Genomic DNA, 16,476 nt, shown 5'->3' with positions numbered 1-16,476 from the left:
TGGGTTGGGCAATGTCTTTGCCCCTTGGTGATGTCACATCAATATCCCACTCGTGGGTGGCTTTCTTCGTCTTAACTAAATGAGGCGTTGAAAATACCGACAGGAAGGCAATAGGCTTGGTCTTATCTTACTTAGATTGATCGCCATATTCTCAAAAATAATGCCTTTCGCTTTAATAGCGGAGATGCATTGGGGATGGCTCGCTTGATCGCAGACCACCACCTTTATTGGGCTAAGCTCTAGCACCTTGAGAAACTCATCCCATTCATCCTCTAACGGGTAACGATTAACGTACACCGAAAAGGAATCCAGCTGCACCACATTCAAATGGGCTACCGTATTTTTCCATGCATGTTGTCCCCAAAACTCACCAGCGTAGCGTCCATTCTCAGTTAACACTACCGCCATTGGGTTGGGCTTGTTTAAAGGTAGGCCTTCTAAAACCTTAGTGTGGTTTAGAATGTAAATGTCTTGCATACGCAACCTAAATGTTAATTTGTTACATCTTCATCTATTTTCTCAACATGGGTAACTACCTAAAGTGATAGGTACCGACTAACAAATTAGGTAGCTGTATAAATAAGTGATGCGCAGTACGATGAGTGCACAACAATTAATCAGGGATGAAAACAATGACTGCGCTACTTTCACACTACCAAACCTCATGTTCGAGCACGCCAGCTGCCAATATGGCAACAGCAATCCGCCGCGAGCTGTTTCGTTTCAGAACATCCGTCTTTTCTGCAAGGCTAAAATGGAATGTGAAAGTGGATAGCACGGGTCAGGAAATGGATGAATATGACCAGCTAAACCCTATTTACGTCAACTCGAAAGATGCTCAAGGCAATATCAATGGTTGCCTACGTTTATTGCCCTGTTCGGGTTTCTACATGCTGCGCGATACCTTCCCTCAGTTGCTTCAAGGTGAAGCGGCACCAACCAGTAATACGGTTTGGGAAATCAGCCGTTTTGGTGTCGATACGTCAGATCGAAACCACAACTCTCAAGGTATCAGCAAGGTCACATTTGATTTACTACTGCAAGCTGGAGAGCTCGCGGTAAAAGGTGGGGCAACGCAGTTCGTTTTTGTCACAACCGCTTCGATTGAACGCTACCTCAGAAAAATGAACGTAAAAACGTCCCGCTTTGGCTTGGGTAAATCCGTCGACTTAGGAGGCTCACGCTCCGTGGCGCTGAAAATTGAATTGAATGAAGAGTACTTTACGAACTTACGTAACCAACTTGAACTGTAACCCCTCAATAAGGAGGGAAGTCAGTCACCCCTTTCCTCCTCTTCAAGGCTGAAAAAACACACACTTCATTTCTAACCGAGAAAAGTGTTTCATGTCATCAGATCAACGCCTTAGGTTAGTGATTTCCGGTAGAATATCGCTAACGTCCATTACGCTGTAAACACATGAAAATATCGTTACCTTTGGCTATCATCACCTCTTCTCTAGTGACCTTTCAAACCCAAGCAAAAAATGAAGCACTGGAAACGTATGGCGATGTCGCCCAAATTGGCATACCTCTTACTGCAGCCATAATTTCTTGGTACAAAGAGGATACAGAAGGGCTCATTCAGCTCACTGAAGGGGCGTTGTACAATGCACTGGCTACCCAAGCAATAAAGTTTGCTGTCAACGCCGAGCGCCCTAATGGCGATGGCCACTCTTTTCCTTCTGGGCACACGTCTGTCGCAACCCAAGGCGCTGCGTATTTGCAATTCCGATATGGTTCCACTTATGGCATTCCTGCGTACGGTGCTGCGGCATTAGTCGGGTACTCAAGAGTGGATGCCAATCATCATTATTGGCGAGATGCCATTGCGGGGATGGCGTTGGCGACGGGGGTTCAATATGCCGTGACAGAACTAGGGTATTCCGTTACGGTTTTGCCTTACTTCACAGAAGAGGAAACCGGTTTCACCGCACAAGTACGCTTTTAAGACTGGATGCACAGCACATTCAACAGTGATGATCCCTTCAACTGGGTGACTTTACCACTGGTAAACAACCCTTGTTGACTGATCCCCCAATAAGGCAAATGCAACGGCCATTCCGATCGAGATAACTCATTGGATTCCAATATGCCTTTCCATTCTCTTTGTGTCGCTAAACGCATACCCAAAAGGCCGCACACCTCAGTCGCTGAGTCATAATCCATGCGGTTCCATGGCTTGTCATTTTCCATATAGAAATGCTCGTAATCACGAATAAAAGGAATGGCATAAGCTTTACCGTCAAGCTTCGCCTGTCTTCTGACAATGATGTCCATTTTTGCGGCTTTGGCAGCCGTTGACGGTGGAGGCGGTGCTATCGCTTTACTCTCCTCTGGCGTGGGAGCAGGAGATGATGATAATTGGGCGACGGGCTTTGTCGGCGTGACTGGCACAGGTTGAGCAGGCGCAGAAACCGTTGACTGGTTTTTAATTTCTCGGATAAACGCATCACTGTATTTGGGGATTTTACGCACTTGTCGCCACTCTTTTAACGCCATGGCGTAATCGTCGTATGGGCCAATTAAGCAGCGATATTCTTTGCCATAACGCATCATCCAAACGTCAGTGGAGATTGAACGGTATAGTTTTTTGGCATGCCAAAGCGGCAAGGGTTTGCCTACAATGCCGCACTGGATCCAGAACAGTTCCGCATTTCGCGAAGGACCACGTTTCCCCCACAGTCCTTCACCGATTGGGCATTCAGCCTTAAGAATAGGCAACTCGTTCGTGGAAGCCTGCGTTGCATCACACAAATACTCACTAGCCTGAGCAGGGCTCATCGCACTGACCATTGCAAGCAGCAAGCCAAACAATACCGTTACGGTTTTGACTGTTGGTTCCGTGCCCATTAACTTACCCCACACATTGCCTCCATAACCATGTAATGCAAAGAAAGGTGAATGCAAAAAAAGGTGAATGCAAAAAAAGAGCCCGCTTTACGCCAGCTCTTAAGTTTATGAATATTTCCGATGGGAAATCAATGGTATTGGATCACCCTTTATAAATTTTTGGGTTAAATGCGTCTCGTAACCAATCACCAAGCATGTTAATCACAAGAACCAATGTAACCAGTACCAATCCCGGGAAGGCGGTGATCCACCAAGCACCAGAGAATATGTAGTTAAATCCGATACTGATCAACGCCCCCAAAGAAGGCTGGTCAACGGGAAGCCCCAACCCTAAGAAAGATAGAGCCGCCTCCGACATGATGGCGTTTGCCACCTGTACCGTAGAAATCACCAAAATCGGTGACAAGCAGTTTGGGAGAATGTGACGGAACATGATTCGTGGAGACTTAAAGCCCATGACTCGTGCTGCTTCAACGTATTCTTTTTTCTTCTCTGCCAATACCGACGCACGAATGGTGCGCGCATATTGCGGCCATTCCGCCACACCGATAATGACCACCAGCATCACCACCGCATATTGGGCGTAAAAATCGCTACCAAAGCTGGCTTTAAAAATAGCCGAGACAATGATCGCTACCATCATGGTTGAAAATGACAATTGAACATCGGCAAAGCGCATCAAGAAACTATCAATACGACCACCAAAATAGCCTGCTGATAATCCGATAATAACGCCGAGAAACAGCTGTAAGCCAACCGCTAAAAAGCCAATAGCCAAGGAAAGGCGCGAACCATACAAAATGGTGGAAAGAATATCGCGTCCCTGCTCATCGGTCCCCAAAACGAATCGTTCATCCCCGTCCGCCATCCAAGACGGAGGCAATTCTGAATCCATAATATCAATAGACGACAAGTCATAAGGATCAGAAGGCGCAATGATGGGTGCAGCCAATGCCATCACTAAAAACAGCATAAACACGGTAAAACTGAACATCGCGACTTTGTCTCTACGGAAGTAGTACAAAAAGTCCGAGTTTTTAAATCGCTCCCAACGAGTAGGAACAGCAGTCGAAGTCGTCATAATTATGCTCCCTTTCCAGTTAGGTTAACCGTTGGGTTGATAACGCCGTACAGCAAGTCAACAATGGTGTTTGTTACCACGAAAATCAGCCCAACAAAAATCACGTATGCCGTGATAAGAGGGGTATCTACGCGGTGGATCGCTTCTAGGAAAAGGGAACCTGTACCTGGCCACTGGAAAACCGTTTCGGTCAGAATGGTGTACGCCACCATCGTACCGATTTGAACTCCCCCCACCGTCAGTACGGGTAACATCGTATTCTTCAATGCGTGCTGGTAATAGATTTTGTTCAGTGCTAGCCCTTTGGCTTTACCAAACTTAATGTACTCAGAGCTCAGTACTTCCAGCATTTCTGAACGTACCAAACGGATAAAGAGTGGCAACATAATCGAAGACAAAGCCACACATGGCAAGATTAAGTGCGCTAAGCCATCGAGGGTAAAGAACCCCGACTCCCAGCCTAGCAAGCTTGAGGTTTCCCCTCGTCCATAAGAGGGCAACCACCCCAATTCAATGGAAAACACATACATCAGCATAATGGCCGTTAAGAAAACAGGGACCGAGATACCAATACTACTCCCCGCCATCACAACTTTAGTGAAAAAGCTCTTTGGATGTATCGCCGAATACACTCCGAGTGGAATCGAACAGAAAATGATGATCAGCGTTGCGCCGAATACCAACTCTAGCGTTGCGACCAATTTATCTAAAATGACTTCAAGTGCAGGGCGCTTGAAGAAGTACGATGTCCCTAAATCACCTTGCAGTGCATTACCGACGAAGCGTGTATATTTTGTGATGAAAGGATCGTTTAACCCCAGCTCATCACGCAAGACTTGTCGTTCTGATTCCGAAACGGATTGACCGACCAGTTCCCGTAACGGGTCGCCAAGGTTATCCTGAATGGCAAACGCCACCAAACTGATCACAAACATCACTATCAGTGCCTGAAACAGGCGCTTGACGAGAAACGTAAACATTCCTTGCCCCTTAACTTTCCATGACTTTCATGTAATACCCTTCAGCCTCAAAAGTGGTACTAGGCTCGACCGAAAGAAAAAGCCAAGCACCAAATAGACGAATCTATTCAAATTCACCGACTGTTGGTTGTTTTAATGATACGCCAGACAAGCCAATGCTCATCTGGCGTAAGTGGTGAACATTCCGTTTACTTAACGACTAGATCGCCAAAGTAAGGGTAATTCATCGCATTGACAATTGGAGCGATATCTACGTTAGACTTTGCACCCCAAGCAAGGTTTTGCCAGTGTAAAGGAACAAAAGCCGCGTCGTTATACAATGTCGCTTCAACTTTCTGGAGCATAGCTGCACGCTTAGCAGGATCCGTTTCAACATTTGAGGCTTCAATCAACTTATCCACCTCCGCATTTGAATAGTAACCACAGTTGTACTGACCACGACCCGTTTCTTCGTTACGCGTCATTGTTAGGAATTCAGAGAAGTTTGCTGAATCTTCTGTATCTGAATGCCAACCGATCATCAGCATATCTGCCGCACACTTATCGAACTCGGGCCAATATTGCGCTTTAGGCATGGTCTTCAGGTCAACCTTTATACCAATCTTTGAAAGCATGGCGGCGGCAGCCTGAGCAATTTTTGCATCATTCACATAGCGGTTATTTGGAGCCATCATCGAAAGGCTAAAGCCGTTTTCGTAACCCGCCTCTTTCATTAACTGCTTCGCTTTTTTCAGGTCATAGCGTGGAACCAAATTGGCATCATAGCCTGCGTAACCAACAGGTCCTTGCTGACCAGCCGCCGTCGCGAAGCCCTTCATGATTTTCTTCACGATACCTTCGTTGTTAATGGCGTGAACAATCGCCTGACGAACCCGCACATCTTTCAGCGCTTCATTGCTGTTTTGGTTCATTTGGAACGTGATGATACGCGTACCTGGTAGAGTCACCAAATCCACACCATCAGCCTTCTCGACACGATCGTGATCATTCGGTGCAACCGGTGCGATCATGTCCACATCACCAGAAAGTAGAGCCGCCACTCGCGTTGCATCTTCTTTGATAGGAACCAAGGTTAGCTTGTCTACATTGCCTGTATCTTTATCCCAGTAGTCATCAAAACGCTCAAATACGACCTTTATACCTTGCTCGCGTGAAGTAACAACAAACGGACCTGTACCTGACACGTTAGTTGACGCAAAGGAGTTACCATGCTTCACCACTTCAGCTTTGTCCTTTCCATCGTCAGTTTGACCTGAGTAGAACTTGCTATCCATTGGGAAAATGTACGTTGCCGTTTGAAGCACAAGTGGATACGCACCTTTAGAAATAATTTCTACCGTGTAATCGTCCACTTTTACCATTTTTTCATACGGTTCAAAAATCGCTTTAAAGTCTGGAGAAATTTTTAAACGATCAAATGTCCATACTACATCATCAGCAGAAAGCTCATTGCCCGAATGGAACTTCACACCTTTACGAATAGAGAAGCGGAATGTTGTGTCATCAACACGCTCCCATTTTTCCGCCAATCTCGCTTCAAAATCCAAGCTTTGTGTGTAGCGTACCAAAGGGTCAAATACCATGTGAGACATTTGCAAAGTACCGCCAGACAGCTGCTCATGCGGATCCAAGGATACTGGATCGGCATCATAAGCGACGGTAATGTCTGCCGCCGCAACACTGAAACTTAAGCCTGCAGCCATTAGGGCTATCGCTAACTTAGTCTTTATGGTTTTCATTGCATAACTCCTTATGCGGGAATCCAAATCCCTATTTGTTGTTGTCTGTGTTGTGTTATTGCATTTTCATCAATCCGTTAAGCGGATTTAATGTCTTCTCTTAAGCCTGTAAACTCAGGCATCAAAGATATCAATTGTTTACTGTACTCATGCTGCGGATCAGTAAAGAGCTGTTCCGTCGGAGCAACTTCGAGCAAAGTCCCCATTTGCATGACACCAATTCGGTCACACATCTGGCGGATCACCGGCAAATCATGGCTAATAAATAGCATTGTCAAATTGAGTTCATCTTGAAGATCTTTGAGGAGGTTGAGAATCTGTGCCTGCACGGATACATCCAATGCAGAAGTGGGTTCATCGCAAATAAGCAGCCTAGGGCGAGTTGCCAAGGCTCGTGCAATGGAAATTCGTTGTCTTTGCCCACCGGAAAATTCATGTGGGTATTTCACGCCAGCCATCTTACCTAAGCCGACATGTTCAAGCAGATCTTCCACTATCTGCTTCGTTTCTGACTCATTTCTCGTCAGTTTATGGAAGCGAATGGGCTCCGCAATAATGTCAAAGATTTTCATCCTTGGGTTCATTGACGTATACGGGTTTTGGAAGACCATTTGCATCTGGCGACGCAGAGGGCGACGCTCGTTTTCAGATTTTAGAGAGGTTAAATCAATGCCTTCAAACGTAACTTTACCTGAGTTAGGAGCGTACAAGCCCGCAATAATGCGTGCAATGGTCGACTTACCTGAACCGGATTCGCCCACAAGACCAAATGTTTCCCCCTCGAATACTTCGAAGCTGACATTATTAGAGGCTTGCACGTATTCACGGCGACTTTCAAAGAAAGAGTCTTTGGTAACAAATCGTAGGTTGACGTTTTCCACATTGAGTAGCGGTCCATTATAATCACGGTGGTCTTGGCTTTGACCCAACCAGTGATTTTTCACGTCTAATGGCGCCATCTCGTGCGCTTCTTCGATGTAGCTCACCAAAGGAAAACGATCCAGCTTCACATCAGAACGGGGAACCGCAGAAATCAAACTGCGTGTGTAAGAATGGTCTGGGTCACCAAGGACTTTCGATGTTTTCCCAAACTCAACCAGATCACCACGGTACATTACCGCCACTCGATCCGTCACGTTCGACACCACACCCATATCATGCGTAACCAACATACAACCCACGTTTTTCTCAACGCAAAGATCACGGATAAGGCTAAGGATTTGATCTTGAATCGAAACATCTAACGCGGTGGTGGGTTCATCAGCGATGATCAAATCGGGCTCACCCGCCAAAGCAATGGCGATCACAACGCGCTGGCGCATGCCACCCGAGAACTGGTGAGGGTACTGCTTTAAGCGATTCTCAGGTTGAGGGATACCAACCTGTTTCATCAGAGACAGCGCACGCTTATAGGCTTCCGTGTCCGAGACATTCATGTTGGCATGAATGGTTTCTTTCAGTTGTTGTTCAACCGTAAATAACGGATTAAGTGACGTCATTGGATCTTGGAAGATAAATCCAATTTTTGATCCGCGCACACCGCGCATTTGCTCAGGGCTTAACCCCGACACTTTTTTCCCATCAAGGAATACCTCACCACTGGCAATCACACCAGGAGGGCTAAGTAGGTCAATAACGGCGTTTCCTACGGTAGACTTACCTGCACCAGATTCGCCTACAACGCCCACAATCTCTCCCCTCTCTATATTGAAAGAAAGCGATTTGACGGCGGCATGAACCCCATGTCGTGACGGGTATTCGATTCGAAGATTTTTAACTTCTAATAGTGACATCACCAGACCTCTACTGCTATGGCAGTTTTCTGCCCTGTCTGTAAGTTGATTCCATTCTCTATCCGGCTTTATATCCGGCTTTTAACAGGCGAATAATTTGGCAAAAATTTCACACAAAAGCAACAAACAAAGCATAAATGTGCGCAAATTCTAGGTTAGAAAGCAGAATTAATGCATAATAATTCAAAAAAATAAACTAGTAAGTCTAGGTGAATAACCATGTGAAATAGAATTATTATTTGCATTTCATTAAGGTATGCTAATGTATCGACCATAAATATGCTAACTAATCAGACATTCTCAATTCATATTTTGGAATTTTTATTCGCTTACTTTTTTAACAAATAAAAAACATAATCCGAGTAATCACAGTTTTTCAGATCCAAACTCTATATAAAAACCCATTGAACAGCACAGAACACCAAATAAACCAGATATAACGGCATTTAAATCCAAAGTGGTTTTTAAGCTTCCAAAATTAAAAGCATTTTTCATTGCTCCATAACTTATTTTCAGCAAATAAACCTAGTTAAAAAGTATTTAATCTCATAAATTAAGTTAGGTAGCCCATTTTTCAGTAAGAACTTAGGTTCATTTCAACGTTACTTTGATGTTTAGTAAAAAATAAGTATGGTCTATTTTGAAGCGGCGATGGTCTCAATATCTTGAGCGTGTCATTTCTGACAAACTTCTAAATAGTGATCGGTGAAGAGGGGTTGGATACAACACAGGGCGTCCTGCGGACTGATCCCCCAAGCTACGATCCTATGCTCTGAGATTTGGTGAAGTTGAAACGCAAAAAAGCCTCGTCATTTCTGACGAGGCTTCTTAATAGTGGTCGGTGAAGAGGGATTCGAACCCCCGACCCTCTGGTCCCAAACCAGATGCGCTACCAAGCTGCGCTATTCACCGACACATTTTGTTTTGATGTCAAAACAGGGAACCCTATAGGCTACCAAATTAATGGGGTGGCTAACGAGATTCGAACTCGCGACCACCGGAATCACAATCCAGGGCTCTACCAACTGAGCTATAGCCACCACTAATTTTTTACATAGCTGTTAGCAACAACTATTGAAATAGTGGTCGGTGAAGAGGGATTCGAACCCCCGACCCTCTGGTCCCAAACCAGATGCGCTACCAAGCTGCGCTATTCACCGACGATACTCCAAGGAGTGTTTTGTTTCGAACTCAATCAAAACTGGGAACCAAATCTATCACTAAATGATTTAGCTACCAAAATAATGGGGTGGCTAACGAGATTCGAACTCGCGACCACCGGAATCACAATCCAGGGCTCTACCAACTGAGCTATAGCCACCACTACTTGCCAATATTACCTATTTACATAAGCATCCGGATGGCGCGCCCGAAAGGATTCGAACCTTCGACCTTTGGCTCCGGAGGCCAACGCTCTATCCAGCTGAGCTACGGGCGCATGCCCTATCGGCGGAGTGGAATAATACGTATATCACAAAGTGTCGTCTAGTGTTTTTTGCAGTTTTTTTATTGATTGTTGCCTTTTTCGGCAATTGAGATGTGATTAAACCCATGTCGCGAACAAGTTGTTGTTTATTGCAACAACTTGAGTCGCTATAATCACCTATTATTTATAATGAATTAACAGGTGTTTTACACCTAGACAATCAAAATACGTAAGTTTCGACAGAGAAAGGCATCATTTGCGGTATTTTTTGATAAACCGTGCGTCGGTGAAGGCTCTCTGTCAATGACTTAGATGAATAATAAACCAATTAGAGATAAACATCGTATTTATCAATGCCTGGAAATGTATAGCGAGTAATGGATATGTCACGTCGAATTATTGGCCTATTGGCTGCTACAATCACCTTCTCAAATTTCTCTTTTGCAGCCAAAGTCAGCCAAGAAGAATACGATGCGATTTCAGATCGCATTAAGCCTGTTGGCCAGGTGTACCTTGCTGGGAGCGAGCCTGTTTCAGCAGAGCCCAAAGGGCCTCGAGATGGCGCTTCGGTTTACAATGTATTTTGTACCGCTTGTCACGGAACGGGAGTCAGCGGTGCTCCGATCAAAGGAGATGCCGGGCAATGGGCTCCGCGTATTGCGCAAGGAATGGATGTCCTGACGGATCACGCCATCAATGGTTTCAACGCAATGCCAGCGAAAGGGGCTTGTATGGATTGTTCCGATGAAGAGATCGTTGCGGCTATCAACTACATGATCGAAGGGTTATAACGAACGAAGAGAATCTCAGTAAAAAGAGCAACGCGCGACAAGCGGTTGCTCTTTTTGCATGAACACAGCCACAATCGTGGCTCAGATACCATGTGTACCATGAGCATCATTGATACAACCATAATCTACTTTTTAAACATCGCCCTCAAATTAGCGATGTGCGCCTGACCTTTTTCCATTCTTTCTTCTTGTGACATTTTCTTTTTGGCTTGTTCCCACTCGACATCGTCGAATGGCAGTTCATCGAGAAAGCGACTGTGCTGAGGCTTGATCAACTCTCCATACTGGCGACGTTCACGACACATGGTAAACGTGAGCTCTCGCTGCGCACGTGTAATACCTACGTACATTAAACGCCTTTCTTCTTCTACGTTTTCTTCATCAATACTGGTTTGATGGGGCAAGATACCTTCTTCTACACCAAGTAAGTAGACATAAGGAAACTCCAACCCTTTAGACGCGTGCAATGTCATCAATTGGACTTGATCGGCATCATCGTTATCTTCACCTCGCTCCATCATGTCGCGTAGCGTCAGTCGCTGAACCACTTCTTTTAATGTTTTCTCTTCATTGTCGTAGTTGTCTCCTTCGAGATCCGCCACTATCCAACTGTATAAGTCCGACACGTTTTTCATGCGCATTTCAGCCGCTTTCGGGCTTGGCGACGTTTCGTACAACCAGTCTTCATAGTGAATGTCTCTCACCAATGAACGAACCGCTTCGACCGTATTGCCTCTTTCTGCATTGTCGGATATCGCGACAACCCACTGAACAAACTTACGCAAGTTTTCTAACCCCCGTCCAGTAAGATGCTGCTCAAGCCCCAGCTCAAAGCTGGCTTCAAATAAACTTTTTCCTCGCATATTGGCGTAACTGCCGAGCTTTTCCAACGTAACAGGACCAATTTCTCGCCTTGGTGTGTTTACGATTCGCAAGAATGCATTGTCGTCATCCGGATTCACCAGAATACGAAGGTAAGCCATGATGTCTTTAATTTCTGAACGAGCAAAAAAGGAGGTGCCACCAGAGATTTTATAAGGCACTCGGTTTTGCATGAGTGACTTTTCAATCAATCTAGATTGATGATTGCCTCGGTACAAAATCGCGTAGTCTTTGTACTCTGTCCGATTAAGGAACTTATGCGCAATCAGCTCACCGGTGATTTTTTCCGCTTCATGCTCTTCATTCTTTGCGGTCAACACTTTCAGCATTTCGCCATCTGGAATTTCAGAAAACAGTTTTTTTTCATAAACATGCGGATTGTTGGCAATCAAAATATTCGCGCTGCGCAAAATACGGCTGGTTGAACGGTAGTTTTGTTCGAGTTTGATAAGACGAAGATTGGGGTAATCTTCCCCGAGCAAGACAAGGTTTTGAGGCTTAGCCCCGCGCCAAGAGTAGATAGACTGATCATCGTCTCCGACAACGGTCAATCGACCACGCTCCCCTACGATTAACCGAACCAGCTCGTACTGGCTGGTGTTGGTGTCTTGATATTCATCGACCAACAAATAGCGAATGCGACTTTGCCAACGTTGACGCACCTCTTCATTCGATTTCAGTAGAAAAACGGGCAACGCAATGAGATCGTCAAAGTCTAAGGCATTGTAGGCTTGCATTTGCTTCTGATACAGCTCGAAGCAATGGCCAAACAATTGTTCCTGCTCGCCTCTCGCTCGCTCGATGGCTTGGGCTGGCGAAAGCATATCGTTCTTCCAGTTAGAAATATGGCTCAATAAAGAACGTAATAAGTCCTTATCGCCATCAAGCTGCTTTTCAGTAAGCTCTTTTAACAATGCTAACTGGTCTTGATCATCAAACAGAGAAAAACCCGCTTTTAAACCCAGCGCCTTGTATTCACGGCGAATGATATTCAAACCCAACGTATGGAATGTCGAAACCATCAGTCCTTTAGACTCTTGCTTCCCCAGAGTTTGACCCACTCGCTCTTTCATTTCACGAGCCGCTTTATTGGTAAAGGTCACCGCCGCAATATTCCGCGCTTTGTAGTCACACTGCTGAACCAAGTAAGCAATTTTGTTAGTGATCACGCGAGTTTTACCAGAACCTGCACCTGCCAGTACCAAGCAGGGACCTGATACGTATTTCACGGCTTCATCTTGTCTGGGGTTCAGCTTCATTGTGGCTCTCGTTCAAATGCAATCTCAGGAAGCATAGTGTAATTCTCTCCTTGTTTTTATACCAACAAGAAATCGTTCAGCAAAGATTGGAAATTCATTGTCGCATGCATCTTTCTTGCTAAAGACTAACGACAACGACCAGCGAATTACATAAAATGAGGTTAAATTGAAAGGAGTTCCCCCATGTTTGATCCCAAGAAACTCGAACAAATCGCCAAACAAATTCATGAGTCAATGCCTCAACCCGTTAAAGAGCTCGGTACGGACGTAGAACAAAAGGTTCGCCAAGTTATCCAAGGTCAACTCAACAAGCTGGATGTGGTCAGCAGAGAAGAGTTTGATGTGCAAACTCAAGTATTGCTGCGCACTCGCCAAAAGCTGACAGAGATGGAGCAAAAACTGGCGGATTTAGAAGAAAAGCTGACCAATCAATAGAAAGCACTTCCTTCAGGCAAAAAGAAAGGCTTGCTCTAACGACAAAGCAAGCCTTTTATTATGTGTTGTGTTGACTTTTTGTAGTATCGACTCCAGTCTTCTGGAGTTCATCGCAAGAATAAGTGTTGTCGATTATGTAGAAATAGATCCACTCTTCTAGGTGAAGGTGCACAGTTTGAAACTTATGCCCACCTTCAACACGAGTTTGGAAGCCTAATTCACCCATTAACCCCCAACAGCAATGCGTTTCATGTCGGTCATGTAACCGCGTAGCTCTTCACCGATGTATTCAACAGGGTGGTTACGAATCGCGTCATTCACTTCAATTAAACGAGCGTTATCCACTTGGTTAGAAGTTTCACCTAACCCCTTTCCGATAACATCAGTGTTGACTGACGGCATGAATTTCTCGCGTAAAAGCGGAGTCGCTACGTTAGCAAACAGATAGTTACCGTATTCCGCTGTATCTGAAATAACGACATTCATTTCGTACAGACGCTTACGTGCGATAGTGTTCGCAATCAATGGGAGCTCGTGTAGAGATTCATAGTAAGCAGACTCATCAATAATGCCAGACGCGGTCATTGCTTCAAAAGCCAGCTCAACACCCGCACGTACCATGGCAATCATGAGAATACCGTTGTCGAAGTACTCTTGCTCAGGGATTTCAATGTCAGACTCAGGGTAATTTTCAAAGGCGGTTTCGCCTGTCTCTTCACGCCAACCAAGCAGGTTCGCATCATCATTTGCCCAATCTGCCATCATCGTGCTAGAGAAGTGACCAGTAATGATGTCATCCATGTGCTTGTTGTAAAGCGGACGCATAAGATCTTTCAACTCTTCAGACAGTTCAAACGCTCTCACTTTTGCAGGATTAGATAGGCGATCCATCATATGAGTGATACCACCGAACTTAAGTGCTTCTGTCACGGTTTCCCAACCGTACTGCAGAAGCTTACCTGCGTAACCAGCATCAATACCATCAGCAATCATTTTCTCGTAACAGACAATCGAACCAGCTTGAAGCATGCCACACAGAATCGTTTGCTCGCCCATAAGATCGGATTTCACTTCCGCTACAAATGAAGACTCCAGACAACCTGCACGGTGACCACCCGTTGCCGCAGCCCAAGCTTTTGCGATATCCCAGCCTTCGCCCTTCGGATCGTTTTCAGGGTGAACAGCAATCAAGGTCGGTACACCAAAGCCACGTTTGTATTCTTCACGAACTTCTGTACCAGGGCACTTAGGTGCAACCATCACAACCGTTAAGTCTTTACGTACCTGCATACCCTCTTCAACGACGTTGAAACCATGAGAGTAGCCCAATGCCGCGCCTTCTTTCATTAGAGGCATTACCGTCTCAACAACATTGCTGTGTTGCTTGTCTGGAGTCAGGTTAACAACCAAATCTGCCTGCGGGATAAGCGTCTCGTAGCTGCCGACTTCAAAACCGTTGTCTTTTGCATTTTTGAACGATTGGCGCTGCTCATCAATGGCTGCTTGACGAAGCGCATAAGAAACGTCCAAGCCAGAATCACGCATGTTCAGACCTTGGTTCAGACCCTGTGCGCCACAACCAACGATGACCACTTTCTTGCCTTTTAGGTAATCCGCTTCTGTAGCAAATTCGCTACGATCCATAAAACGGCAGCGACCCAATTGGTCTAGCTGCTCACGCAAGTTTAAAGTGTTGAAGTAGTTAGCCATTTTCCGGAGCTCCTGTGTAATTTATCCATTAGGTCGACGGTATAACGTCGAATATCCTTATACTAATTCAGACATTTAATTGCTCAAAGTGATATATTCACAATCAGTAGTTGCATAAAATGCAACATTGCTATCTTAATATCGCTTCAATGGCACCATTATGAACATCAAGAACCTTCAATACTTTGTCCACCTTTGCGACAGTCGTAGCTTTAGCAAAACATCCTCGGCGATGCATATCAGTCCGTCTGCCCTCAGCCGTCAAATACAAAAACTAGAAGACGAAATTGAGCAAACATTGTTTCTAAGAGACAATCGTAGTGTTGATGTTACGCCAGCAGGGAAAAAACTCTTACCTGTCGCGCTTCAGATGATAGGGGAGTGGAATCAATTTCGCTCTTCGATATCGGAGGAGTCGGATTCGCTGGCGGGAGAGCTGAGGTTATTCTGTTCGGTAACGGCAAGCTACTCACATTTACCGGATTTGCTCAGCGACTTTCGAGTGCAGTACCCTAATATCGAATTAAAGCTTTCTACAGGGGATCCTGCCCAAGCTATTGATAAAGTTTTGAATGATGAAGCCGATATCGCCATTTCGGCTAAGCCCGATCAGCTTCCTTCACGATTGATGTTCGAAACCATCTGCGATATTCCTTTATCGGTTATTGCGCCTTCTGGCATCAGCAGCTTCGCTTCCCAGTTAAACCGTGAAAGTCCAGACTGGTCTAAGATTCCCTTTATCGTCCCAGAGGCAGGCACCGCCAGAGACAGAGCGAATCACTGGTTTAAAAAAATGAAACTCAAGCCTAATGTCTACGCCCAAGTCGCTGGGCATGAAGCCATCGTCAGCATGGTCGCATTAGGGTGTGGTGTCGGCTTCGCACCTGACGTAGTGATCAACAATAGCCCAGTGCGAGACAAAGTCGAACGTTTAAAAGTTATGCCTCTCAAACCTTTGCAGCTAGGCGTGTGCTGCCAGCAAGCACAGATATCAAATCCGCTCATCAAAGCACTTTGGGATTTGGTCTAAATCTTGGTATACAAAAAACAACCATTCAATTAGGTTAGCCCCCCAACTCCCAATAGCACACTTTGTAAAAGCACCAAAACAAAAAAGCTCTGACCGAAGTCAGAGCTTTGAAGATGGCAGGGGTGGAGAGATTCGAACTCCCAACACGCGGATTTGGAATCCGCTGCTCTGCCAATTGGAGCTACACCCCTAAAACGGCATTGAACCTTCAATGATCAGATTCAAAAAAACCTCACACAAGGTGAGGCTTCTTAAATAAATGGCGGAGTGGACGGGACTCGAACCCGCGACCCCCGGCGTGACAGGCCGGTATTCTAACCAACTGAACTACCACTCCGCAGTGGAAAACTTGCCTTAGCAAGTGTTCAAAATCAAAGCCTGGCGATGTCCTACTCTCACATGGGGAGACCCCACACTACCATCGGCGCTATTGCGTTTCACTTCTGAGTTCGGCATGGAAATCAGGTGGGTCCACAATGCTATGGTCGCCAAGCAAATTC

General features: G+C 45.4%; 13 protein-coding genes, 7 tRNA genes and 1 rRNA gene. 5 read left to right on the top strand and 16 right to left on the bottom strand.

Annotated elements, in window-relative coordinates:
• Positions 1–75 precede the first annotated feature (75 nt).
• Complete coding sequence (locus tag HC752_RS16490; protein WP_190336262.1) at positions 76–477, bottom strand: hypothetical protein; 402 nt, start codon at positions 475–477, stop codon at positions 76–78.
• Positions 478–632: 155 nt separating this feature from the next.
• On the opposite strand from HC752_RS16490, the gene HC752_RS16485 reads away from it, so the two are divergent.
• Together HC752_RS16485 and HC752_RS16480 are read left to right on the top strand one after the other, a co-directional pair.
• Positions 633–1,253 (top strand): acyl-homoserine-lactone synthase, encoded by a 621-nt coding sequence (locus tag HC752_RS16485; protein ID WP_190336261.1) that lies wholly within the window; start codon positions 633–635, stop codon positions 1,251–1,253.
• Positions 1,254–1,417: 164 nt separating this feature from the next.
• The gene (locus HC752_RS16480) at positions 1,418–1,948 is read left to right on the top strand and encodes a phosphatase PAP2 family protein (protein ID WP_190336260.1); all 531 of its coding nucleotides are present in this window, start codon (positions 1,418–1,420) and stop codon (positions 1,946–1,948) included.
• On the opposite strand, the gene HC752_RS16475 is transcribed toward HC752_RS16480, so the two are convergent.
• From HC752_RS16475 to HC752_RS16430, 10 genes are all read right to left on the bottom strand, one after another.
• Complete coding sequence (locus tag HC752_RS16475; RefSeq protein ID WP_342029487.1) at positions 1,945–2,865, bottom strand: SPOR domain-containing protein; 921 nt, start codon at positions 2,863–2,865, stop codon at positions 1,945–1,947. The two genes, HC752_RS16480 and HC752_RS16475, sit on opposite strands and share 4 nt — an antisense overlap.
• A 127-nt stretch (positions 2,866–2,992) precedes the next feature.
• Positions 2,993–3,931 (bottom strand): ABC transporter permease, encoded by a 939-nt coding sequence (locus HC752_RS16470; RefSeq protein WP_190336259.1) that lies wholly within the window; start codon positions 3,929–3,931, stop codon positions 2,993–2,995.
• A 2-nt stretch (positions 3,932–3,933) separates the two neighbouring features.
• The gene (locus HC752_RS16465; protein ID WP_190336258.1) at positions 3,934–4,911 is read right to left on the bottom strand and encodes an ABC transporter permease; all 978 of its coding nucleotides are present in this window, start codon (positions 4,909–4,911) and stop codon (positions 3,934–3,936) included.
• 188 nt (positions 4,912–5,099) lie between these two features.
• Entirely contained in the window at positions 5,100–6,650 is a 1,551-nt protein-coding gene (locus HC752_RS16460) for an ABC transporter substrate-binding protein (protein WP_190336257.1), read from the bottom strand.
• Between the two features lie 77 nt (positions 6,651–6,727).
• The gene (locus HC752_RS16455) at positions 6,728–8,443 is read right to left on the bottom strand and encodes a dipeptide ABC transporter ATP-binding protein (RefSeq protein ID WP_190336256.1); all 1,716 of its coding nucleotides are present in this window, start codon (positions 8,441–8,443) and stop codon (positions 6,728–6,730) included.
• A gap of 835 nt (positions 8,444–9,278) precedes the next feature.
• Positions 9,279–9,355 (bottom strand) — tRNA-Pro (locus HC752_RS16450).
• A 52-nt stretch (positions 9,356–9,407) separates the two neighbouring features.
• Positions 9,408–9,483, bottom strand: a tRNA-His gene (locus tag HC752_RS16445).
• 43 nt (positions 9,484–9,526) lie between these two features.
• Positions 9,527–9,603 (bottom strand) — tRNA-Pro (locus tag HC752_RS16440).
• A gap of 85 nt (positions 9,604–9,688) precedes the next feature.
• Positions 9,689–9,764, bottom strand: a tRNA-His gene (locus HC752_RS16435).
• A 40-nt stretch (positions 9,765–9,804) separates the two neighbouring features.
• A tRNA-Arg gene (locus HC752_RS16430) sits at positions 9,805–9,881 on the bottom strand.
• A gap of 365 nt (positions 9,882–10,246) precedes the next feature.
• Between HC752_RS16430 and HC752_RS16425 the strand changes: the two genes are divergently transcribed.
• The gene (locus tag HC752_RS16425; RefSeq protein ID WP_190336255.1) at positions 10,247–10,660 is read left to right on the top strand and encodes a c-type cytochrome; all 414 of its coding nucleotides are present in this window, start codon (positions 10,247–10,249) and stop codon (positions 10,658–10,660) included.
• A gap of 125 nt (positions 10,661–10,785) precedes the next feature.
• Here HC752_RS16425 and rep read toward each other — a convergent pair whose 3' ends face one another.
• Complete coding sequence (rep, locus tag HC752_RS16420; protein ID WP_190336254.1) at positions 10,786–12,801, bottom strand: DNA helicase Rep; 2,016 nt, start codon at positions 12,799–12,801, stop codon at positions 10,786–10,788.
• A 183-nt stretch (positions 12,802–12,984) separates the two neighbouring features.
• On the opposite strand from rep, the gene ubiK reads away from it, so the two are divergent.
• On the top strand, positions 12,985–13,236 hold the full coding sequence (gene ubiK, locus HC752_RS16415; RefSeq protein WP_190336253.1) for a ubiquinone biosynthesis accessory factor UbiK: 252 nt from the start codon (positions 12,985–12,987) through the stop codon (positions 13,234–13,236).
• Between the two features lie 225 nt (positions 13,237–13,461).
• Here the strand turns inward: ubiK and ilvC are convergent, their stop codons facing one another.
• Positions 13,462–14,946, bottom strand: a complete 1,485-nt coding sequence (ilvC, locus tag HC752_RS16410) for a ketol-acid reductoisomerase (protein ID WP_190336252.1) — start codon at positions 14,944–14,946, stop codon at positions 13,462–13,464.
• Positions 14,947–15,106: 160 nt separating this feature from the next.
• Between ilvC and ilvY the strand changes: the two genes are divergently transcribed.
• Entirely contained in the window at positions 15,107–15,976 is an 870-nt protein-coding gene (gene ilvY / locus HC752_RS16405; RefSeq protein WP_190336251.1) for an HTH-type transcriptional activator IlvY, read from the top strand.
• Between the two features lie 114 nt (positions 15,977–16,090).
• On the opposite strand, the gene HC752_RS16400 is transcribed toward ilvY, so the two are convergent.
• The 3 genes from HC752_RS16400 to rrf form a co-directional block, all read right to left on the bottom strand.
• A tRNA-Trp gene (locus HC752_RS16400) sits at positions 16,091–16,167 on the bottom strand.
• Positions 16,168–16,236: 69 nt separating this feature from the next.
• A tRNA-Asp gene (locus HC752_RS16395) sits at positions 16,237–16,313 on the bottom strand.
• A 39-nt stretch (positions 16,314–16,352) separates the two neighbouring features.
• Positions 16,353–16,469: ribosomal RNA gene (gene rrf, locus HC752_RS16390) — 5S ribosomal RNA — on the bottom strand.
• Between the last annotated feature and the right edge of the window lie 7 nt (positions 16,470–16,476).

Source organism: Vibrio sp. S9_S30, from assembly GCF_014694455.1.
In the GTDB taxonomy this organism is placed as follows: domain Bacteria; phylum Pseudomonadota; class Gammaproteobacteria; order Enterobacterales; family Vibrionaceae; genus Vibrio.
This window is presented reverse-complemented; position numbering and strand designations above follow the sequence as displayed.

Bases quoted from the DNA above. Each gene is read 5' to 3' on its own strand.
- HC752_RS16480 (WP_190336260.1), top strand. From the start codon at position 1,418: ATGAAAATATCGTTACCTTTGGCTATCATCACCTCTTCTCTAGTGACC.
- HC752_RS16465 (WP_190336258.1), bottom strand. From the start codon at position 4,911: ATGTTTACGTTTCTCGTCAAGCGCCTGTTTCAGGCACTGATAGTGATG.
- ilvY (WP_190336251.1), top strand. From the start codon at position 15,107: ATGAACATCAAGAACCTTCAATACTTTGTCCACCTTTGCGACAGTCGT.
- HC752_RS16485 (WP_190336261.1), top strand. From the start codon at position 633: ATGACTGCGCTACTTTCACACTACCAAACCTCATGTTCGAGCACGCCA.
- HC752_RS16460 (WP_190336257.1), bottom strand. From the start codon at position 6,650: ATGAAAACCATAAAGACTAAGTTAGCGATAGCCCTAATGGCTGCAGGC.
- HC752_RS16470 (WP_190336259.1), bottom strand. From the start codon at position 3,931: ATGACGACTTCGACTGCTGTTCCTACTCGTTGGGAGCGATTTAAAAAC.
- rep (WP_190336254.1), bottom strand. From the start codon at position 12,801: ATGAAGCTGAACCCCAGACAAGATGAAGCCGTGAAATACGTATCAGGT.
- HC752_RS16490 (WP_190336262.1), bottom strand. From the start codon at position 477: ATGCAAGACATTTACATTCTAAACCACACTAAGGTTTTAGAAGGCCTA.
- HC752_RS16425 (WP_190336255.1), top strand. From the start codon at position 10,247: ATGGATATGTCACGTCGAATTATTGGCCTATTGGCTGCTACAATCACC.
- HC752_RS16455 (WP_190336256.1), bottom strand. From the start codon at position 8,443: ATGTCACTATTAGAAGTTAAAAATCTTCGAATCGAATACCCGTCACGA.
- ilvC (WP_190336252.1), bottom strand. From the start codon at position 14,946: ATGGCTAACTACTTCAACACTTTAAACTTGCGTGAGCAGCTAGACCAA.
- ubiK (WP_190336253.1), top strand. From the start codon at position 12,985: ATGTTTGATCCCAAGAAACTCGAACAAATCGCCAAACAAATTCATGAG.